Genomic DNA, 21,036 nt, shown 5'->3' with positions numbered 1-21,036 from the left:
GTGTCAGCTACAGTATCGTAACAACCCGATGCTGGAAGCAGAATGTGTATCGCCTTGCACTGACAAAACAAGGGCAGCTTGATGCCCTACAGAGCCTAACAGGCGCTATGCTAGCGCTATTTCTTTGGGTGCATCTTATCTTGGTGTCGTCCATTTTGATAAGCCAGGACGCCATGCGTTGGGTTGCCAAAACCATGGAACTGGCATTCCTTACTGAAGACGGCTCAGGTTTTCCTGTTATCGTGTCATTAATAGCTGCCGCTATATTTGCATTGTTTGTTATTCACACAGTTCTGGCATGCCGAAAGTTACCCAGTAGCTTTATTCAATGGCGAAAATTAAGACAACAAATGCAGATTGTCGACCACGGAGACACCCGTTTCTGGCTGGTACAGGCCATAACGGGCATAGTCATTTTATTTCTTCTTCCCCCTCATCTTTTTGTCATGCTAACGCAACCCGATTCTATTGGTCCGGTTAAATCTTCCATTCGGATTTATGAACAAGGGTTTTGGTTGCTATACCTACCACTGCTTGTCGCAGCAGAGATACACGCTGCAGTTGGGCTTTACAGGGTGTGGCTAAAATGGAACCTAATACCTGTTAACTCACCGCATTTCAGACCTCGTCTAGCAACGGTTAAAAATGTCCTGTCATGTGTATTCATAATCATTGGTTGTGCGGCACTGGTGCGGTATATACAAATTGGGATGGCATCAGTATGAGAGTAGAAGTTACTGACAGTTTGATCATAGGCGGCGGGCTGGCGGGTTTACGCACGGCGATTGCTGGGAAAAAAGCTGGTTTAGCGGTGATTGTCCTGTCGCTCATACCTGCAAAACGCTCTCACTCGGCGGCGGCACAGGGCGGCATGCAGGCTAGTCTAGCCTCTGCTTATAAGAGTAAGGGTGACAATGAAGATGTGCATTTCGCCGATACCGTACGTGGCAGCGATTGGGGGTGTGACCAACATGTGGCTCGCATGTTCTGCCATGTTGCCCCCAAAGCGGTGCGAGAGCTGGCAATTTGGGGCGTGCCCTGGAACCGAGTAGCAGCAGGTAAACGCGACGTTATTGTAAACGCAGAAAAGCAAACCATTGAGGAAGCACAATCTGATCACGGTTTGATCACTGCCCGTGACTTCGGCGGGACCAAAAAATGGCGCACCTGTTACACCTCTGACGGCACCGGCCACAGCATGCTCTATACCATGGATAATAAAGCCATTGAACTAGATATTCCGGTGTGGGAAAGACAACAGGCATTGCGTCTTATTCACCACCAGGGAAGATGTTTGGGCGCCGTTGTTCGGGACATGATAACGGGGGAAATATATGCCATCGTTGCCAAAGCAACTACCATAGCGACTGGCGGCTTTGGGCGGATTTATGAGATTTCTACCAATGCGCTCATTTGTGATGGTGTCGGTGCAGCCATGGCATTGGAAACAGAACTTGCCCCACTGGCCAATATGGAAGCTATTCAGTTTCACCCAACCGCCATTGTTCCAGCGGGCATTTTGACCACCGAAGGCTGTCGCGGGGATGGCGGGGTTTTGCGTGATGCAGACGGGCACCGTTTTATGCCCGATTACGAACCGGAAAAAGCCGAGCTCGCCTCCCGGGATGTTGTGTCGCGACGCATGACTGAACACATGCGTAAAGGCAAAGGCGTAAAATCACCTTATGGCGACCACCTTTGGCTGGATATTACCCTGCTGGGTCGCGAACACATTGAAAAAAACCTCAGGGAAGTAAAAGAAATTTGTGAACACTTTCTGGGTATCGACCCAGCTGTCGATTACATCCCGGTAAGACCCACACAACATTATTCTATGGGAGGTATTCGCACAGATCATCGGGGTGAAAGTATCGGCCTGAAAGGGTTATTTTCTGTTGGCGAAGCCGCCTGTTGGGACTTACACGGGTTTAACCGGCTTGGCGGAAACAGTGTAGCAGAAACTGTGGTGGCTGGCATGATAGTGGGTGAGTATATAGTCGAGCATTGCAACGCAAACACCTTACAGGTCGACACCAGTATTATTGAGCACTTTTGCCAACAGCAATCTTTACAGATCACCAACATACTCAACCGCACTGAAGGTGTCAGCGCCCAAACTTTAAAAGCTCAGATGCAGCGTATTATGTCAACCAAAGTGGGTATCTTTCGCAATCAAACAGAACTTCAGCAAGCCTATGAATCATTGCAAGCGCTTTACCAACAGTGCGACAACATTGCAGTAAGGAATAAGGTCAGTCACTGTAATCCTGAATTAGAAGAGGCATTACGTGTACCTAAAATGTTAAAGCTTGCGCTATGCGTAACACTTGGCGCACTGAAGCGGACAGAAAGCCGTGGTGCTCACTCCAGAGAAGACTATCCTGAACGCAATGATCGCGATTGGCTGAAACGTTCTATTTATCACTGGCGCAATAACCAGGTTGCAATATCGTATGAAGACATCGACGTAAACAGTATGGAAATTCCCCCGGGGTCACGGGGTTACGGTAATGCCAACGTGGTTGAGCATCCCGAAACAGCGAAACGCAGTGCAGAGGAGAACTCCCCTATATCCCTTGATTTGCCAGAACGCTACAAGGCTGCTAATCAACGTATAGGAGACGCCTGAAATGAGAACCCTCACCTTCCATATTTTTCGCTTCGATCCTCAGCTTGAAAACGATCAGCCTCGTGTAGAACAGTATCAGCTTGAAGAGACAGACGGCATGACATTGTTTATTGCACTCAATGCCATCCGGGAACATCAGGCTCCCGACCTTAAGTTTGATTTTGTCTGTCGCGCCGGTATTTGTGGTAGCTCGGGTATGGTGGTCAACGGTACGCCTGTTCTGGCCTGTCGGACACTCACTTCTCAGTATACAGACGGGCATATACATCTGCATCCGTTACCCGGTTTTGAACTGATTGGCGACCTGTCTGTAAATACGGGTAAGTTCATGCGGGCATTGTCTGAACGCATTGGAGCCTGGCTGCATTCCCACCATGAGCAAAGCATCTCTATCCATCAGATTGAGGCACGTATGGAACCAGCTAAGGCTGAAGCCATTTATGAACTGGACCGTTGTATTGAATGTGGTTGCTGCGTCTCTGCTTGCGCCACCAAAGCAATGAAAGACGAATTTATTGGTGCTGTTGGAATGATAAAGCTGGCACGATTTGCGCTCGATCCTCGTGACAGTCGCACGTCAAAAGACTATTACGAGGTGTTAGGCAATGAAAATGGGGTTTTTGGCTGTATGACGCTGTTGGGCTGCCAGGATGTATGCCCGAAAAACCTCAGCCACCAAACTCAAATTGCATATTTACGACGCCAGATGCTGACAGCCCTCTAATGGAGTTGCTAACTAAATCATCATACCAGTATAAGGCGCACCCACTTTAACACTTCGCGTGGCAATTGCAGTATTGAACCGCTGCACCCCCGGCAGCTGGCTAAGCTGGTTTCTTAACAGTTCGTCAAACTGTCCCATGTTGGTAGCAAACACTTCGAGTACATAGTCAAACTCACCGGTTACCGCCTGACAGGAACGCACCTGACGGTGGGCAATGATCGCTGATTCGAAAGCCTGATACTCCGCAAAATCCACCACTACGTGAACAATGGCCTTTATGTGAATGCCGAGCTTTTCCGGATCAAGTCTGGCGCCATAACTCTGCACTACACCGCTTTCATTCAGTGCCTTCACTCTGTTCCAACAGGGCGTTTTACTCAAACCCACACATTCGCCCAAGGCTGAAAATGACTGCCTGGCATCATTTTCTAAGGCCGCCAGCAACTTTTTGTCAATAGAATCCAAAACAATAACCCTATTTAAACGTAAATTTGAAACAATGTTCCAAGAATAAACCATAATAAAGAATATTTGGAACAATGTTTGTGAGTGAGTTGTTTACGATAGTCGAATTATTTTCCTGTGAGTCACGGCCCTATGTTCCGAAAAAAATATCATCACATGCTCAACAACCCCGAAATGCTTGACTATGGCGTGTATCTGCAATGTGACAAATTGCTGTCCAGTCAAAAACCGCTGAACGATTTGTGCAATGCAGACGAACTGCAGTTTCAGATCGTGCATCAGGTAGAAGAGTTGTGGATGAAACTCATCATTTACACGCTGGTTGATGTACTTGAATACATGGAACAAGAGAACACCCACAGAGTCGTGACCTTAATGAAACGCGTACATGGTCTGCAGCGTCTTATGATAGAACAGCTCGATGTACTGGAGACAATGTCCCCAAAAGAATATCAGCAAATACGTTTGCAATTAGGAAACGGTAGCGGGCAGGAATCACCAGGTTTCAGAACCCTATTAAAGATGCCCAATGACATGTGGAAAGTATTTGAAGACAAATACCTCACCGGGCGCGGAAAGACAGTGGCCGCAATATACAATGAAGAGTATGCGCACGACGACAGCTATGTGGTGGCCGAGGCCCTCATTGAATTTGATGAGTTAATGCAGAAATTTCGCAGTAATCACTTATTCCTTATTCACCGTTCAATTGGTCTAGGCTCAAAGTCACTAAAAGGCAGACCTGTTGAGCTCTTGCAGTCAGGCACCCGTCATCGCTTTTTCCCGGCGCTGTGGGACATCCGTTGCGAAATGACAGACCGTTGGGGCGGTGAATACGGAGAAGTACGTGAATCCATATCAAAAACAGTTTAATTTACCCAAGTCGCCTTATTTTCTGAGCCACTCAGTAGGCTGCTTACCTAAAGTCAGCGAGCAGGCATTGCACGATAACTACCTTAAGCCTTGGAAACAGCAAGGCGGTGATGCCTGGCCCACTTGGATGGGCGTAATCGATCACTTCCATCATCAGCTAGCCACACTTCTTGATGGCAAAGCCGACGACTTTTGTGCTCAGGTTAACTTGTCCAGTGCTCTGACAAAGATATTGGTAGCTATGTCGCAAAATAGCGACAAAAAGATTGTGCTGATGCATGCTGACGCGTTTCCATCCATGGGGTTCGTCGTCGATGCGCTTTCTTCCGCAGGCCTGCAATTGCAGTTGATAGAGAGCCAGCGCTCAGCCAGTGATCCTGAAGCGTGGCGAGAAGCAATTTGCAACAACACCCTGGCGTGTTTGATCACGCATGTGCACTCCAATACTGGCGTGTTATCCCCCGTTCAAGAAATAGCAGAGCTATGTAAAGAGCGAGGCGTGTTTAGCATAGTCGATATTGCACAGTCCGCAGGGATCATTCCCATTTCTCTTCGTCAGTGGCAAGTTGATTGTGTTATTGGCTCATGTGTTAAGTGGTTGTGCGGTGGTCCCGGCGCGGGCTATCTCTGGATAAACGCCGATGTGTTACCGTCATTAAAACCGTCCGACGTTGGTTGGTTCTCTCATCAAGACCCCTTTGAGTTTGATATCAGACATTTTGACTATGCTGAATCTGCAATGCGCTTTATGGGCGGTACCCCCTCTATTGCACCTTTTGCTGTGGCCGCAACCAGTATTGGTTGCATGCTCGAGATCGGCATAGACACGATATTTCAGCACAATCGCAAGTTACTCAGCTATGTGCTCAACAGTATAGACACAGCCAATATTAAACCCGTCAATTTAGATGCCAACGGCGGCACCTTGTGCCTGACGTTGGAAAAATACAATGCGATTAAAACAGCGAAATTACTCACTGAACAACACTGCTTCTTTGATCAAAGAGCAAATACACTTCGCCTGTCGTTACATATATACAATGATGTTCAAGAAGCGGCACAGATTATTGATGCCTTAAACGCTACATCGCTATAAACGCGCCATTATTTTGATGCGCCACCTCACGCATCAAGGTAGAAAAACGCATCATGGTTGATTCAAGTCCAAACGCATTGGGCTTGAATCCAACGCCGTGAATGCGGGCAATCTTGTTGCCATTTCCTGCATCATTCAATTTATTAATCGCACTCAGGGTTTCGTCATAACTGCCACCTGAGTAGTCATCGCCTAACACGTATAAGGCTAAATCTCCTGCCTTCCCCCGATATACCCGCAAAGCCGATTCAATGCCTTCAACCGGGGAGCTACTTGAACTGCCATTCCAGTTGCGCATTTGCGAAAGTGCGCGTCGCCGCTCTGTGGGGCTATCTTGACGCCAGCTGCCAAGTCTTCGCCCCCCTAACACGTCGCCGTTATCAGAAATAATTTGAAAACCCTCCACGTCGGGATGGGTATTCAACAAATCATTCATTGTCTGCATAACGCGAGGCCACATGTTTTTCATCGAACCTGATGTATCAACAACAAATACTACAAAATTACTATCAACTGGGATCCCCCCAACATTTTCATCCCTTCGTTCATTCTGGTTCACCGCAATGGCCGCTCTCTCCCGCTCTAATAACACCTGTTCAAGTCCACTGGCCTGATCCTCCAACATACGCTGCTCATTCTGAGCCTGAGCCAACTCAGATTCCAACACTTGCAGCTGATCGCGACTGCGCAACACTGAAGCAGACAGTGCAGCTAAAGACTGCTCAGTCGAGGTGTTTTGTTGTTCAAGCGACTGACGTTGTTGTTCTAACGTGTCCAGTTGAACGATGAGCTCGGCGATAGAGGAAACGTCCGAGAGTTCACCGTCGTCGCCATTTTTTGCTAGTAGTATTAGCATAACAACAGCGCCAAATGCACAAGAGATAATGTCGAGAAATGACAAGCTGAATAGTGCGATGGGCGCGCGTGTTTTTTTCATGGCCAGTTCCCCGCAGGGCTTATCATGGTGCCGCCTGAGATATCAGCCCAATCCCAATAGGCGGCCTGTGCCTGCGAGTCGCCTTCTAAGGGCAGCAGAACAATACTGGTAGGCACTTTGGGTGCATGCTGCTTAAACGCGTGTAAAAACAGCCGCATACGGCAATCCCCAGTGATAGTGGTATCATTTCCACTAACTGGCCTGCATCCGCGGCTTTCCTGAAATCCACTGCCCTCTGACAGCAAAGTAGGTAGACCATCAGTGATCACATAAAGATGGCTCAAGGTTGGCATTGCGGCTGTGATGGTTTGAAGCGCCCTACTCAAGTCGGTGCCATGGGTTGGCACGAGTTCGTCTATTTCACTTAATAAGGTCGCTAGTTGAGTGCTGTCGTCGGCTTGGTTTATCTTATTCTGACCCAAAACCTTTGCTTCTTTGTTAAAGGACACAACGCTGACATTCGCTTGCGTAGGTAATCTGGCCAACATCCATTTTGCAACATTCACTGAACGCTTCCACTTTGGCCCCTGTTTCTTAACCTCATCATTGGCAATTTTTCGCCGAATAATACTCACGACATCGTCGTCGGTCATTGACGCACTGGTGTCGAGCAAAATGCCAATGTTTGTTCCCTGGATACTTAAGCCAATCAGGTATTTTTCCTCTCCTTTGCTGACAAGCTCTATCGGGTCATCAGCTTGTTCGGGCGCGGCAGCGGCAATAGCTTGCTCTAATTCAGCGATTATGGCTTTTTCATCGTTAATGGCGTTTTGAGTATCTTGCAGTTTTGACCTTAGAGACGTTATTTTTTGAGTAAGATCATCCTGAGTAGCAGTGGCCTCTTTCAGGCTTTGACGACGCAATGTTAATGCGCTTTGCTGTTGAGACTTTTCTGCTGACTGCGCCGCTAAGGCCTGTTCCAATCGCTCGACCTCAGTGTCAGGCATACTGGAGTGGCCCTGAAACTTCACCAGGATCAAAATCATCAATACAGCACCGAGTCCGCATGCCATAACATCCAGAAAAGAAAGATTAAAGCCCTCTTCTTGTCTTCGCTTGACCATTGGATGATTACTTGTGCAAGTGCGTCAGCAGATGTGTTTCACAATTGATTTTTGTCTTCAGCACCATCTCATCCTGACGGTTATTCAGCAAGTGCAGCATATACATAAGGATGATGGACACAACCAAAGACACCAACGTAGAGTTAAACGCCACACCTAGCTTGTCAACCATACCAGCAATGTCGCCATTTACAGCCTGTTCAGCTTGTGCCAATGCGGCACCTATTCCACGCACTGTGCCCACAAACCCAATACTCGGAATCGCCCAAATAAAGAATCGAATAAGACTGTTGCCCGACTCTAACTGTGCGGCCAAGGATTCTACACTGTCGGTAATTGCCTCTGCGGCATGTTGCACATTTTTCGTGTTTTGATAGCGGCGCAAACAGTTTATCCAGGTGGCGATTGAGCTGTTACTGGCATGAGCACTACTTTGCAAGGTCTGCATAGCTTCTTCTACATCAAGCGGTTGGTCTTTTGGCAAGTGACTCAAATAATCAAAGGTAAATACAGGCTCTTCTTTAGCCACAATACGGTAGTATTTGTAGCCCATTAAAATCAGGCAAAACACCCCTAAAGAAAGCACGATTTGTTGTTCCATGTCTTTAAGGATGACCCAAAGGTTTACTGTTGCTCCGGCACCTTGAGCTGCAATAGCCGCTTCAGACAGTGGCAGTACCAGCCCTTGGTAGAAGAGGTGAACAATCAATAAAACAGCCAGAAATACGCCCAAAGACATTAAAGGCGGGAAGTTCATTCTTGTACTTTCTGTGCCCATTTTCTCGTCTCCTAAATGTCAATAGGTAAAGGTGCAGGGGAGTTGAGGCTAATACTGACTGCTGCTGCACTTCCTGCAACAATCAACAACACCAGAATGACGAATATCCAACGTTTATTTATTGATTTCATTATTCGGTTCCTCTAGCTTTGCGCACCACTCTGAAGCCAATGTTGTCTGCTGGCCCTTCTCCCACAATACGCATAGCGCTGCGCAATGCTTTCAGTCTGCCAGAGTTGAAGTTACTACCTTTGACAACAAACTGCTGGCCCCTTGCCGGCCCGGTATAGTTCAAGTGAACCTTGTCCAAATCGGGAGGGGCAGTCGTGTAAAAATCCTGAACCCATTCACTTACGTTGCCGGCCAGATCGTAAAGGCCAAGACGATCAGGCTTGAAACTACCCACGGGTGACCGCCCCGCGAATCCATCATTAATGGTGTCAAAGAAAAACAACTGCTGCCCCTTTACTGATTGATCAGCAAAATTTCCCGCCTTTTCAGGTATCCTTTCACTGCTTCCCCATACAAACTGCGTTTCCGTCGCCCGGCGAGATTTCTTAGCAAGCCATTCCCATTCAGCCTCTGTTGGCAAACGGTAACCATCGGCGTTGTAATTAACCTCTACCACCCTATTCGCTTGTATCGCATACACAGGCGTTAATGCTTCTTTCTCGCTTAACCAGTTACAGTACTTCGCAGCATCGATCCAATCTACGTTAGTCACTGGCAGGTTTGAAATGGGCCGGTTGGCGTCATAGGCAGCAAACTGTGCTTCAGTAACCTCAGTCACCCCAACCCACAAACGGTAATCAAAATCGACATTTACGGGGTGCTCATGTCGCAATCTACCTGCTTCATTCTGAGGAGATCCCATGGTAAAGGCATCAGGTTTCACTAAGCGTGTTCGTATGCCTAAAACGTCAGCGAACAAAGCTTGTCCTTCCTGACGGCGCGCGTCAAACTCGGTCAGTAATTTAATATCAAGGTTTTGCATCTTTTGCGCATTTGGCGTCACCTTGATTGATTGTGCCCTGTACCCAGGCCGGCTAATGCGTAAGGTATGTGGCAGGGTTTGCAATGTTAATTGCAGCGGAGACTCTCCTTGCGCCACGCCATTTACTTCGATAAGCGCTGGCACATTAGCATTGATGCTGACCTCTCCAACACTTTTCTTCAGGACAATATCGAGTGCCTGTTCTGCTTTGTGCGCTAGGTTAACTTGTCTCTCGAACGAGGTGTACCCCGTCTTGCTATAGCGAACAAGGTGATTTCGATTGGCGTCAATGCTGTTTGTTCCCGGTTGCCCAGAAACCCCATTGATCAGTAGATCCCCACCCTCAGGCTCAAGCCTAATGGACAGTTTGGCCTGCTCGGGGAGCAGCTGATAATTACGTGTTTGCATTGGCGTAAGCTGATTAATAGACAAGGTTTCCTGCGAGGTTTCAAATCCCTTGAGTTGCACAGCCACTTCATACTTTCCCCCCTCTAACGATAGTTGTATGGGCGTTGTTCCCACTTCCTGTCCATTGAGATATAAGCGCGCACCCGACGGTACAGAAGCGACATCAATGCCACCTTGTACCGGCTTTAAACTGACATCCAGCGATTGCTGGCTGGCACGTTTTACTACTAGGGCAGTTGAAAATGGCTGGTAATGAGGGTGGTCGGCACTCAGAGTATATTCGCCAGGCGGGATGAAGGTGTCTAAAGGGTTACTTCTCGCGAGCGGTGCGCCATCGAGAAACCAAGATACGTTGCTGTCGTGTAAAGAGGCGATATTGGCCCTTACTCGCCCTGGTTTTGGTGTGAGCGTTACGGTAACAGCACTCGGTGAATCGGTGCCAATTTTGACTGTTTGCGAGGAATATTCAGGTGAAGAAATCAATAACTCGACGTTAGTACCAATGCGGTAGAGACTATTCCCTAACATGGTTGCCAGCCCTGCTTTCACCTGAAAACTGCCAGCGTCTGCAGCCTCTTTAGGCAACACCGTAATACTGTGTCCTTTGACAACAAAAAGCCAAAGTACAAAAGCCACAAGTACGCATGCAGAACCCAGCCCACCAGCGATGAGCCATCCCAAACCACTTTTTTGTCGCGCTTTAAGCTGCCTGTCTAAACCTGTCATTGTTTATATCCTTTTTTCACAGGCTATGTGCAGCATGATAGGGTCAGATGTGGCTTCAACGCGCAGGTCTTTTTGTATAGTCTGATATCCGTCACAGCGGCCTTCAACACGATAGGTACCGGGTAGCATTGTCTTATCTGTCCGTTCAAATTTACCCAAACTGGCTTCTTTAAATATAGTGACATGGGTTTTTCCATCTGATGTCAGTGTAACCATTACGGGGGTTTCCATCTTTTTTAATTTATCCCGTATAGCTTCAGCCTGACCGGCTAGCATTGCGGAGTGAGAAAGTAGGTGTTCATTGCTCATCAACGCTTGTCGGACCCGTTGTCGGAATCCACTGTCGTAAAACGCAGTGGAGCGGGCCATAAACCCCTTAAACTCAGCGCTTTTAGCCACAATGTCGTTGGCCGTGCTTGCCAATTGCTTTAATGCCTTATTATTTGGATAAGTGGTCAACGCCGACTTAGCTAATGTACTAACTGCTTGCCAGTCATCAGCGTTAACGTTGACATCGAGTTCAGCAAGCAACTGAAAAAGCTGATCGGTTTTAGTGCGTTGCTCAAGTGCTTGCATGGCGGCGCGCACGCCAGCATCCTTGCTGTCCAACGTGCTCGCTTGACTAAGATGTTGCCGGGCTCTTTCCAGCTGATTGTTGGCCAGAGCCTTGTTGCCTTCTTCCACCAAAGCCGCCACTTTGTCTGTCCGCTCAGCAGCAGTTAATTCATCGATAAGCGGTTGTAACTCTACCCGTGCCGGATCTAACTGCAAAGCCCGAGTTAACAATTGAATCTGTTTACCCGTATTGTTTTCTGCAATTGCTGCACGATACTGCGCCAGCAGCTGCTCTACCTGATCATAAGCAAAAATGCGTCGACCCAGTGCTTTTAGCTTTTCCGAACCAGGGTTGCGTTGTCTGGCTTGTTGATATGCAAACTGTGCGGTATCAATATCGCCGTTAACAAAAGCCTGTGCCGCGTCCCGATAAAGCGACTCAAATGCCGTTTCCCACTGTGATAAATAAGCTTGCGCTTTGCTATCAGCTTCATCAATCGCCCGATTGGCAACCTTAAACTCACCACGAGCAAAAGCAGCCAGTGCTGCCTCCTTGGTATTTTTAATACGGTTATATTCATCCCGGTCAAAGCTTTGGATATGACTCTCAGCAAGCATGCTTTCTCGGCTCTGCTCAAACTCTAATAATGACTGCATAAAAGCGTCTCTGGATTTTTCTTTCTGTTCTGCGGTCAATACCGGCTCACGCGCAAATTGCCCAGCAGACTGGCCCTCGGTAAACAGTAATTGTGAGGCAAATACAGCCACTGCCAGCCCCGTCACTGCAAGACAAACCAAGGCAAGACGATTCCTTCGGCGCAGCCTGAGACGTCTTTGCTGCTCAGCGAGTTGTTGATCGAGACTTTGCTGAGACACGCTAATCCTGAATGTTTCCGGTTTCTAGTTCATACATCGACTTTAACTGCGCTTTCCATTGCTCATATTGCTGTGAAGCAGACCCAGTTAGTACCACTTCTTGTTCATTAAACTCCATCACTGTCGGGCTAACGGCAATGTCCAAGCCCTGCCCCATTTCTTCGATTACCGCAGACGCTACTTTTAGGTTTTGATTGGCTTGCCAAGCATCTTTTAACAGCCAAGCACTGCCCAGTGCACCCGCTGTTTTAGCAACATTGGTTCCCGTCGAATTACTTTTGTTCCCTAAGGTGGCAGCGGCTATTAATCCCAACACACCCACAACGACTTTTGTATTGCGCTCTGAACGGGCTTCTTTGGCACGGATCACTTCAGGTAGGGTTTCTTCCTGCCACTGTCTGTATGGAGATTCTGTGGTCTTATCAAACACATCAAACTGATCTTGAAGTCTGTCGACAAACAGCATGTCTTGCTGTCGCAGCACTTCGATACGCTTCAGCATAGGGTCATTCTCAGCGGGCAAAGCGGTAAGCTCGACTTTGTTATATCTGACTCCGCCTTTTCGCTTTACAGAAGATGTAAGGTAACCATCAAAGGCTTCCGGTGAGTAATAATGCGCATATCTCACCAAACTCGTGTCTTTAATGCGTTGTTTTTGTGCATCTGGAAGCCGTTTAACCAACTGATAAACATAGTAAGCAATGTCTTTAAACACAGGCTCATAGGGGTTTTTACCTTGGTTATAAGCATCACGAAAAAAACCTTCTGAAACTTGATGTTCAAAGGTTTCTGAGCCAATAATTTCTCCCGAGCTATCCAGCACCATAGCTTCAAGCTCAATAATTTCAGAGTCAGAATGCAATATGGTACCCAATACAAAAATGTCTGCGGTTGTATTGGCTGTTGGAACCACTGACACCGCACCAAACGATTTGGTGTCCTGCAGCGCATTGCGCGTTTGAATAGCAAATCGCTTTGCTTCGGCCCGACGCAATTGTGGCCAAATATCCATGTCATTCAGCGCTTCAAAGTCGATTTCGCCCGCAGCGTCCAGCGGAAAACCAGGGTTAAAAACAGGAATAGCGACGTCTAAATAGATATCACTGTTGTAGGCGTAAGTGCGCTCGATGTTTCCAATCTGAGATTGAGACAATCCCGAGCCTGGTCCGACTGAGAGCGTAGTGCCCCGATGACTTGTACTCTGACACCCTGCCAACACCACTACGGCACTGACGATCATCCAAAGCCACGTTTTTTTCATAATGATTCCTCGACCAACTTACTGACAACCATAGCGTTTGTATTCTTCAGATAAACGCTGTTGAGTTGTGCTGTCCTGTTCACTTTTAATTTCTTCATACAACAATTTACATATTGCACTGGCATTGTCTGCTGGCGGGATAACCTTGGGTCCGCGGCCATTCGACGTAACCGTTTTAGGTGGCGGTATTGACGGGGTTTGCTCAACGTTATTATCGTTTGTTTGTGATACTACCGAACCGTCCTTGGCTTGGCTTGCAGTGGCCGCACCGCCATCACTACCCGTTTCAGAGCCATTGTTGACCATGTCATCCTGCACCTTTTTCATGCATGAACTGTATTGATCGACACTGTCAATGAGTGCCTGTTGCATTAACAGCAACTTTTCCGCGTCAGTTAAATTGGCCTGATTCGCTTGTGATAATTCGACGCCCGTGCAGTCAAACGCCAGCCCTTTAATGGACGTAGCCATGGCACCGGAGGTTGAAGCCATAGAAAAAACAGCAAACCAAAGCGCCAGCTTTAAAACTTGTGTCATGCTTCCCCCTTATCTTATTTATAGTATTCTGCGTGTTCCTCGGTGAAAAGCAATGTGAAACACACTTTTTTACGTTTTATTGGAGACGCATTAATCAACTTAACCTCTTGTTTTAAAACATATAATAGCCATAGAGGCACGCTTTATTCGTTGACGAAATTATACAATTCCCTGGGCAATTCTACTCCGACTTTCACGCCTCCAAGTCAGACAGGCGGTTGATATTTTTAAACGGCGGCGACACGGGCAATTCAAAATGCAAGACGTTTTCTAGCCAATGATGTATCGCATTGTTCATGGTGTCGTTGTTAAGAATAGCTTCCAAATTTGTCAACTGACTAGCATCAGCATTTAGGTATATCGGTAAAGGGGAGCGTTTGTAAGTCACTGCCTCCGCTTTATTACTGTGTTGCACTAGCGTTACAAGATCTTCAGCGGTGGCAGAAGGGATATCTACTGGCACAATAAGCAAGGGAAGTTGGTGCACAGAAAGCGAATATCGGAGGGCTGCGTGGATACCACCAAGGGGGCCTGCATTGGGGTAAATATCGGGCAAAAATACGTAGGGTGGCGCTTCTCGGCCACACACAATCACCTCTTTTGCGCCAGCAGTCTTGAGTAGCGAGGCCATATGAGATAACCAGCTTTCCCCTTGCCATTGCATGGTCGCCTTGTCTCGCCCCATCCGCTCACTTTTTCCACCAGCAAGAATGACTCCCAAAAACGCCATTTGCATTAGCCTTTTTTTCAATATTTCCAAACTATTTAAAACGCATTCTCGACTATTAAAAATAGTAAGAACAGTACAAACAGGAATTATCATGTCGTTACCCACGTTAAAAATATTTATCTCCACTTTCGTATCAAGCCTTATTGCGGCGCTTGTCTTAATTAGTTCAACAACGCAGGCCGATGTTCACAGTGTGCATTTGAGCAAAATAAAGGGCAACGGCCTGACTATTCGTCACAATGACACAGACCACCCCACTTACTATATCAACGGGACAAAGTATGAATGGGATGAGCTGTCTGAAGAGCAACAGGCTAAACTTTCTGTCATTCACGAAGAGATGGCCATTGAAGAAGCAAAGCTGCACAAATTTGAAGAGACCATGGCACCTGTATTAAAAGAGATTGAGAGTCGTAGCCATGAGATTGCCATTGTGATGGAGGAAATGAAGCCTGAGTTGGAAGCACTAGAAAACATAGAAAACTTGACACTTAAAGATATCAGATTGAAAGCAGAAAAAGTGGAAGAAAAAGTGAGGCTGCATGAAAAAGAGCTTCGTACATCAGAGTTGGCGCTCCGTGAAAACGAGGCGCTCATCAAAAAAATTGAGAAGGACGTGCTTGGCGATACTCAAAAAATCAGTGCGGCTATCGAAAAACATGCAGCGAAAATTGTTGAAATAGTAACCGAAAGGTAAACGCATAGACTGTCGGCAAAGAAACTCAACGTTATCCTACCGACATGGAGCCTGGCTATTCCCACTGGTGCAGTTGCCAGGTTTCAACTATTTTGGTCTTTCGTTAAGTTGTCTCGCTACACTGCTAAGTTTTTGTTGGCTGTGTACCGATAAGTCGGTACTTTTTGGAAAATACTGCCGCAGTCATCGATTGGTGTTTTCATTGGTACCACGTTGCCACGGTGAGTAAGGATCGCAAAGATAATTATCTCTACTTTAAGCAGTATCAGATACTAAAAGTAAATGTCTTAACGAGGTTTAAAGCCGTACCTAGGAACTTTGAAAACCCAATAAATCCCAGATAAGATGACTAAAAGCACTGGCGCAAGTAAGATTTCGGTCTTTTGTAAAGGGTCTGGTAAGAGCCGTGCTTGTCCTAGAAAAAATGCAGCTGTAGACATAAACAACGGAAAAAACATTCTCCATAGATGCCTTACCAAGCGGCTGTTACCCACCGAACCGCCTTGATTGAGGTTGCGATAGTCACCAATACAGCAACACAACATCACACTGCCGAATACGATATAAGCCTCTACACCAAAGCCACCAAGTTTTCCTCCTTCCGCTTGAGTGGCTTGATAGCCATACCAAACAAACCCAAGGATTATGAAAGTTACGAATGCAAACAGCAGCTTATCGAGATAATTGATGCGTTTTGGGGCTTGCCAAATTGTGTTTAGAGAGGATAAAACAAAGTAACAGAGTACCAGTCCGTTCAGAATGGATAGCGGCACTTCTCTAAAAACAGCGATGTATGTCCCACTTAAGCCGAGGGATAGCATGCAAACAACATAGACTCGGCCTAGGTACTTGTGACCAACCTGTCCCTTTTTTATAAATATCACTACATATCCTGCCAATAGCCCAATTGCTCCGGCGCAAATATGAAATATCAATATGGATGACATCATCAGTTTGCTTCCTGCTGGCTCGATTGTTCAATCTGACAATCTGCGTCGATAGTTTCACTCTTAAAACCGACGACAAAAAAATAAACAGGTACAGCAATCTGAGTGACCACGAGAGGCAGTTGAATGATGGTTGGAATCGACAACTCGAAGAAGGTATAACCTACTGCTACCAGCTGGAATAGTGTGGAAAAAAGAGCAAAAACAGCTAGATAAACGGGTAGCATTGCAGCTCGATACAACAAGCCATAAAAAAATAACAAGCTTATGCTAGAAACAAAGATTGCGGAAAAGTGTGCTTCATTTCGCCCCGTAGCCAGCATTTGTTTCAAGTGCTCTAGCGTTGTATCACTTGATACTGGATCTACAGAATAAGTTGACGATAAAAAGGCTACATATTCAGAAAGCTTTGCATACTCGCTGGCGCTCATTGCAACCCCAATTGATGCAAATGCAATAAGAGCAATGAACATACCTTGATGCTCTTTTACTTTCGCTTTTGGCATCAACAAACCAAACGCTACGTTAAGGGAGCTGACAAACATTGCCAACAGGGTCGCACACCCCAAAACAAAGGTTAGTTGCTCTGCGGGTACTGAACCATCATATCTCAACAAGGGTTTTAAAAAGTGAAAGTTCAAAAGTATGCCTATGACCATTTGAGCGAGCATCAAACTCGCTAATACTCGCGCTAAACGCATATCTTTTTCTTGTTTCAGCATCTGCATAATAAGCTCCCATTAGTTTATTCAGGAGCTATGTTACATAGTGAAGATAGGACGCTGGGTAACATAGTGTAACAATCGCATCTAATAATTTGTTTTTAGCTTTTCAATAAACCACTATTGCTGTTAACCAACAGATACGTATAAGTAAATGAACAACATCTTAGTGATTGATGACGACAAGGACCTAACAGACAACTTGTCGGTTTTCTTTAAAAAATATGATTTGGATTTGGTTGTTGCCAATGAACCACTAGTTGGATTAAAACTGATAGAAGAATCAGAGCCAAAGCTCCTGCTATTAGACGTGATGATGCCAAAGGTAGATGGATTCACCTTATGTAAGCAAATCAGAGAAAAGTCGAATTTGCCGATCATTATGTTGACCGCCAGAGGTAAATTAGAAGACAAAATTCAAGGTTTTGAAATTGGCGTTGATGACTATTTACCCAAACCTTTTGAACCTCTTGAACTGCTGGCTAGAGTACAAACATTAATGCGGCGAAGCGAGCGTCAACCAAGGCCCGAACCATCTGAAAGCAAAGCTATTCAGTTTTCAGGGTTAGACATTCTTCCTGCTCAACAATTGGTTAAGGTTGACGGTTGTGAAATTAACCTGTCTGGCATGGAGTTTCACTTGCTTCATGCGCTCGCAACTCACCCTGGGAAAGTATTCAACCGAGAACAAATCACAGGTGCCCTAAAAGGCGTTGAAGTCGATTTATATGGGCGTGCTGTTGATATATTGCTGAGCCGACTTCGACAAAAACTCAATGATTCAGCGGCCTCCCCAAGGTTTATCAAAACCATTAGAGGTATAGGCTACACCTTTATTGCTGCCCCCTTATAAAGTCATCCATTATGAATTTTCCAAACACGAGCATTGCAAATGTGCGGTTTCCCAACCTGAATCTTTATACGCGATTCTTATTATTATTTACCGCCACCACTATTTTGCTGGTTATCTTAATTGTATTAGGCAGCTTTTCACTGTCAGAAAAAGACGCTCAAAGGATTGTTCTTGATCGCCACGAGGCCTTGTATGAAATGATGTCAAAACTAGTCGAAGGGCAAATAGACATTGAAAACCTTAAAACAGAGGCCAAGAAAAATCGCGTCACGATTCAAATTAAAAGAGGAGAGGAAGTTTGGAGAACCGGAAGCCCACTGCCAGAACCCTCGGAACTTATGGAAAATGCTGTTCCCCTTGGCAAACTGTTTTTCTCAAAAGTGGGTTCTAAATACTTTGTGTCTGCCACGTCCAACGACACTACCATTTCAGTCACGTCACAAATTGCCAATCTGATTGTATACCCTAACTGGTTAGTGCTTTGGCCATGGTTCGCCGTTTTAATAGTGTTGCTCATTAGCTACAAAGCTCTTAACGCTCAACTAAGTCCGATACAAAACGCTATAGAAAGTGCGTCACAAATTAGCAAAGGCAACCTCAAGCACCGAATTGAATCACACCCAGCTAATGACCTTGGCAAATTAACTAACGGACTAAACGGAATGGCTGAGAATTTAGAAGAATTGTTTGCCTCAAAAAATGAACTGTTGCTGTCGGTAAGCCATGAATTGAGATCGCCAATGGCAAGAATGAAGGTATTATTGGCAATTTTGGACAGTGGAGAAACGGTCTCCAAGCTAGGTCTAGAAATCAATAAAATGGATGCTATTGTCGAGCAACTGTTGGAAAGTGAGCGGCTTCGAGACTCACACAAGTTACTCAACCTGGAGTCCTACTTTTTCCCCAACGTAATGAACGACATCATTAGAAGTTTTGATGAAAATGAACAGATCAGCGTAGAAGGTGTCATCCCAGAGATCGTAATTAACATCGATCTCGGTCGGTTTACATTCGTGGTTCGCAACTTAATCGAAAACGCCATAAAACACTCTGCAAATTCGAGTCCGGTTATGATCACCTGTAAACAAGATGAAAACCAAGTTGCCATAGCGGTAAGAGACTTTGGTACGGGAATAGAACCCGAGTTTTTAGAAAGACTATTTGAGCCCTTTTCGCAAGCAGATAACGTGAATAATAGAAGCAACGATGGCATTGGTTTGGGGTTATTCCTATGTAAACGGATCGCGATGGCCCATGGCGGTGATTTGCTAGTAAAAAGCGAGCTAAATAAAGGTAGTGAGTTTACGTTTATATTGCCGATTGTTGGAATAAATACCTAGACTCCCAATCTTTAAAGCTCTTCCGATGGCGAATAAATGTTCATTAGCATTGAGCCAGTAACGTGTCTGCCGAATGACCGCTTAATGCCCTTCTGTGCAGTTGACTCAATAAAAACTGACCGGCAGCAATACACAAGAGACTGTCAGATTTGGTCTAGCTCTATCTGTGAAAATGTCAGGTTAAGTGACGACTAATCCCAAATAGTTGTTACACATTATAAAATGCCAAACTGATTACGGTAAGTAGGATAAAAGGGCGATTGATAAAATCAACGCCCATTTTTGGGTTCCACAACGTAAGGCTAGATTGGAATGCACTCCAAAACACCATCTGATTTCACAGTGCATTTTGTTTGCAGCCCATCCTCTGGAGCATGTTGCGGTGTTCTAACAGTAAGACCCATTCTACTAGCAGCTTGCAAAAACGCCACCAAAGTTGATTGACGAATAGCAGAATTATTATGACCACCGAAATATGCGCCACCGCCGGTGGCAGCCCCGCCAGCCATACTCTCCAAAGCATCAAGACTATTGCCAAGCCCATCTCTAGACTTTGCTATGTCAAGTTGAGCTGAAATAATAAACGTGTCTTCACTAATTACGTTGTAAACGAGTTCGAAATGCAGTTTGCCACCATCATCAGTGGTTAGCTCTATCGCAACAGGAACTCTGATGGATATAGGGGTATCAAATTGGCTCGTTAGGTTAGAAGCTCCAAGCCAAAGATTGGTAGTTAAACTTACATCATTTTTTATTAACTCCTGCAGGAAATTCACCGCTGGCTGACAGCCAACCAAGTCCCATACTGACTTTAGAGGCTGAAAAGTACTGCCATTAGGCCCTGCCTTTACGCACGGGTTGTCGTGATCTGAAAGCGTAACATTATGAGCTTGTTTTGCACGCTGGGGAAGTTGACTAAACTTTCCAACTAAATCACTAAAACTTCTCTGAAGAGCATTAGGAGTCTGTGTAGCAACAGCAAAATAAATTGAGGCTCCATTACGTTCATTTACCGTAATTTTCACCTGAAACGTTTCTATCGTACCAGAATAAAAATCAAGCACACTAACTAGGTCGTTCTCTTCTAACCCCATACTTTGCGCAGTTAGCCTTGCTTTCGTTGCAGAACTATCACAGTCGTAACATTCCACACCAACGCTGTACTGTGCGAATACCAATGAGCTAAAAGTCAACGAATAAAAAATTGTGGAGGTGAAAAATAGAAATTTAAATAACGATTTAAAATTAAAAGACTTTGTCATGTTTTACTCCATTAAAAATTGATTGACACGAGCATTTAACTAGAATTTTCTTTTAAATGACCTTGTGTAAGCAGCCGGATCCGAAGCGTGCAATTTGATGCTAACAAAGAAAAAACAAAATGCTAGTATGCTTTCTAAAAAGACTACAGGATTGTTTTTGATTAGCGTTGTCTCTATTAAAAGGTCTCTATGGGGTTTTTAAGGCCTTTCGTCAGGCAAGGATGAATACTTACCTTACCTCGAATCAATGGAGGGTTCTTTGTGAGTGTAAGAAAGATAAGAAGCGCACTGACAAAGCCATTGAGCAAATCGTTATCGAGTTCTCTTTAGCTAATCCGCACCTTGGCCAATCTCAAGTGTCGCGGCTCCTAAAATCAGAACGAAACATCGACATCGCGGCCAGTGGTGTTCGTAATGTCTGGCTAAGGGAGAAAATGAATACAATGGCTTTACGACTGGCAAAACTTGCCGAAGAGCAACAAACACTGGTAGTGTGACTACGTCAAAATCGCTTGGTAATTAGACCGTCAAGTTCCCTTGGTAATCACACTAATCCCAAATA

Annotated in this window: 21 protein-coding genes and 1 pseudogene; 9 read left to right on the top strand and 13 right to left on the bottom strand. The window is 45.7% G+C overall.

From position 1 onward, the window contains the following. The first annotated feature begins 44 nt into the window (after positions 1-44). The 3 genes from DRW07_RS01855 to DRW07_RS01845 are packed head-to-tail and all read left to right on the top strand — an operon-like array spanning position 45 to position 3,353. A complete protein-coding gene (locus DRW07_RS01855) occupies positions 45-725 on the top strand; it encodes a fumarate reductase cytochrome b subunit (protein ID WP_240630478.1) in 681 nt (226 codons plus the stop codon). After that, positions 722-2,629 (top strand): fumarate reductase flavoprotein subunit, encoded by a 1,908-nt coding sequence (locus tag DRW07_RS01850; protein WP_124026179.1) that lies wholly within the window; start codon positions 722-724, stop codon positions 2,627-2,629. The genes DRW07_RS01855 and DRW07_RS01850 overlap by 4 nt, the downstream gene beginning before the upstream one ends. 1 nt (position 2,630) lies before the next feature. Then, positions 2,631-3,353, top strand: coding sequence for a fumarate reductase iron-sulfur subunit (locus DRW07_RS01845; RefSeq protein WP_124026178.1), 723 nt, complete (start codon positions 2,631-2,633; stop codon positions 3,351-3,353). Between the two features lie 12 nt (positions 3,354-3,365). On the opposite strand, the gene DRW07_RS01840 is transcribed toward DRW07_RS01845, so the two are convergent. After that, positions 3,366-3,818 carry an Lrp/AsnC family transcriptional regulator gene (locus tag DRW07_RS01840; RefSeq protein WP_240630477.1) on the bottom strand — a complete coding sequence of 151 codons (453 nt, stop codon included), beginning with the start codon at positions 3,816-3,818 and terminating at the stop codon, positions 3,366-3,368. A 132-nt stretch (positions 3,819-3,950) separates the two neighbouring features. On the opposite strand from DRW07_RS01840, the gene DRW07_RS01835 reads away from it, so the two are divergent. Together DRW07_RS01835 and DRW07_RS01830 are read left to right on the top strand one after the other, a co-directional pair. Then, on the top strand, positions 3,951-4,691 hold the full coding sequence (locus DRW07_RS01835; RefSeq protein WP_124026176.1) for a tryptophan 2,3-dioxygenase family protein: 741 nt from the start codon (positions 3,951-3,953) through the stop codon (positions 4,689-4,691). After that, positions 4,666-5,787, top strand: coding sequence for an aminotransferase class V-fold PLP-dependent enzyme (locus tag DRW07_RS01830; RefSeq protein ID WP_124026175.1), 1,122 nt, complete (start codon positions 4,666-4,668; stop codon positions 5,785-5,787). Before DRW07_RS01835 ends, DRW07_RS01830 begins: the two co-directional genes overlap by 26 nt. Here the strand turns inward: DRW07_RS01830 and DRW07_RS01825 are convergent. The 8 genes from DRW07_RS01825 to mobA form a co-directional block, all read right to left on the bottom strand. Beyond that, positions 5,774-6,724, bottom strand: coding sequence for a hypothetical protein (locus tag DRW07_RS01825; protein WP_124026174.1), 951 nt, complete (start codon positions 6,722-6,724; stop codon positions 5,774-5,776). The genes DRW07_RS01830 and DRW07_RS01825 overlap by 14 nt on opposite strands. After that, the gene (locus tag DRW07_RS01820; RefSeq protein ID WP_124026173.1) at positions 6,721-7,788 is read right to left on the bottom strand and encodes a VWA domain-containing protein; all 1,068 of its coding nucleotides are present in this window, start codon (positions 7,786-7,788) and stop codon (positions 6,721-6,723) included. The genes DRW07_RS01825 and DRW07_RS01820 overlap by 4 nt, the downstream gene beginning before the upstream one ends. Before the next feature lie 7 nt (positions 7,789-7,795). Further along, on the bottom strand, positions 7,796-8,566 hold the full coding sequence (locus DRW07_RS01815; RefSeq protein WP_124026172.1) for a MotA/TolQ/ExbB proton channel family protein: 771 nt from the start codon (positions 8,564-8,566) through the stop codon (positions 7,796-7,798). Positions 8,567-8,696: 130 nt separating this feature from the next. Beyond that, positions 8,697-10,694 carry an SUMF1/EgtB/PvdO family nonheme iron enzyme gene (locus tag DRW07_RS01810; protein WP_124026171.1) on the bottom strand — a complete coding sequence of 666 codons (1,998 nt, stop codon included), beginning with the start codon at positions 10,692-10,694 and terminating at the stop codon, positions 8,697-8,699. Between the two features lie 3 nt (positions 10,695-10,697). Then, positions 10,698-12,125 (bottom strand): hypothetical protein, encoded by a 1,428-nt coding sequence (locus DRW07_RS01805; RefSeq protein WP_124026170.1) that lies wholly within the window; start codon positions 12,123-12,125, stop codon positions 10,698-10,700. A gap of 1 nt (position 12,126) precedes the next feature. Then, positions 12,127-13,386, bottom strand: coding sequence for a hypothetical protein (locus DRW07_RS01800; protein WP_124026169.1), 1,260 nt, complete (start codon positions 13,384-13,386; stop codon positions 12,127-12,129). An 18-nt stretch (positions 13,387-13,404) separates the two neighbouring features. Next, on the bottom strand, positions 13,405-13,923 hold the full coding sequence (locus DRW07_RS01795) for a hypothetical protein (protein WP_124026168.1): 519 nt from the start codon (positions 13,921-13,923) through the stop codon (positions 13,405-13,407). Positions 13,924-14,116: 193 nt separating this feature from the next. Next, positions 14,117-14,653, bottom strand: a complete 537-nt coding sequence (gene mobA, locus DRW07_RS01790) for a molybdenum cofactor guanylyltransferase (RefSeq protein WP_165870361.1) — start codon at positions 14,651-14,653, stop codon at positions 14,117-14,119. A 91-nt stretch (positions 14,654-14,744) separates the two neighbouring features. Here mobA and DRW07_RS01785 point away from each other — a divergent pair, with 91 nt between their 5' ends. After that, on the top strand, positions 14,745-15,350 hold the full coding sequence (locus DRW07_RS01785; RefSeq protein ID WP_124026166.1) for a hypothetical protein: 606 nt from the start codon (positions 14,745-14,747) through the stop codon (positions 15,348-15,350). Between the two features lie 87 nt (positions 15,351-15,437). On the opposite strand, the pseudogene DRW07_RS01780 reads toward DRW07_RS01785, so the two are convergent. From DRW07_RS01780 to DRW07_RS01770, 3 genes and pseudogenes are all read right to left on the bottom strand, one after another. Continuing rightward, positions 15,438-15,593: pseudogene (locus tag DRW07_RS01780) on the bottom strand (IS30 family transposase); the annotation flags it as partial. 44 nt (positions 15,594-15,637) lie between these two features. After that, complete coding sequence (locus DRW07_RS01775; protein WP_124026165.1) at positions 15,638-16,300, bottom strand: DUF2306 domain-containing protein; 663 nt, start codon at positions 16,298-16,300, stop codon at positions 15,638-15,640. Then, positions 16,300-17,025: a hypothetical protein gene (locus tag DRW07_RS01770; protein ID WP_124026164.1), complete on the bottom strand. Its 726-nt coding sequence runs from the start codon at positions 17,023-17,025 to the stop codon at positions 16,300-16,302. Before DRW07_RS01770 ends, DRW07_RS01775 begins: the two co-directional genes overlap by 1 nt. A gap of 148 nt (positions 17,026-17,173) precedes the next feature. Here DRW07_RS01770 and DRW07_RS01765 point away from each other — a divergent pair, with 148 nt between their 5' ends. Together DRW07_RS01765 and DRW07_RS01760 are read left to right on the top strand one after the other, a co-directional pair. Beyond that, positions 17,174-17,872 (top strand): response regulator transcription factor, encoded by a 699-nt coding sequence (locus DRW07_RS01765; protein ID WP_124026163.1) that lies wholly within the window; start codon positions 17,174-17,176, stop codon positions 17,870-17,872. An 11-nt stretch (positions 17,873-17,883) separates the two neighbouring features. Then, the gene (locus tag DRW07_RS01760) at positions 17,884-19,212 is read left to right on the top strand and encodes a HAMP domain-containing sensor histidine kinase (protein WP_124026162.1); all 1,329 of its coding nucleotides are present in this window, start codon (positions 17,884-17,886) and stop codon (positions 19,210-19,212) included. A 302-nt stretch (positions 19,213-19,514) separates the two neighbouring features. Here DRW07_RS01760 and DRW07_RS01755 read toward each other — a convergent pair whose 3' ends face one another. Continuing rightward, positions 19,515-20,474 carry a hypothetical protein gene (locus DRW07_RS01755; protein ID WP_124026161.1) on the bottom strand — a complete coding sequence of 320 codons (960 nt, stop codon included), beginning with the start codon at positions 20,472-20,474 and terminating at the stop codon, positions 19,515-19,517. Between the two features lie 221 nt (positions 20,475-20,695). Between DRW07_RS01755 and DRW07_RS01750 the strand changes: the two genes are divergently transcribed. Beyond that, positions 20,696-20,971 (top strand): hypothetical protein, encoded by a 276-nt coding sequence (locus DRW07_RS01750; RefSeq protein WP_205665345.1) that lies wholly within the window; start codon positions 20,696-20,698, stop codon positions 20,969-20,971. The last annotated feature ends 65 nt before the right edge of the window (positions 20,972-21,036 follow it).

Source organism: Paralteromonas sediminis, from assembly GCF_003820355.1.
Taxonomy (GTDB): Bacteria; Pseudomonadota; Gammaproteobacteria; order Enterobacterales; family Alteromonadaceae; genus Alteromonas_F; species Alteromonas_F sediminis.
This window is presented reverse-complemented; position numbering and strand designations above follow the sequence as displayed.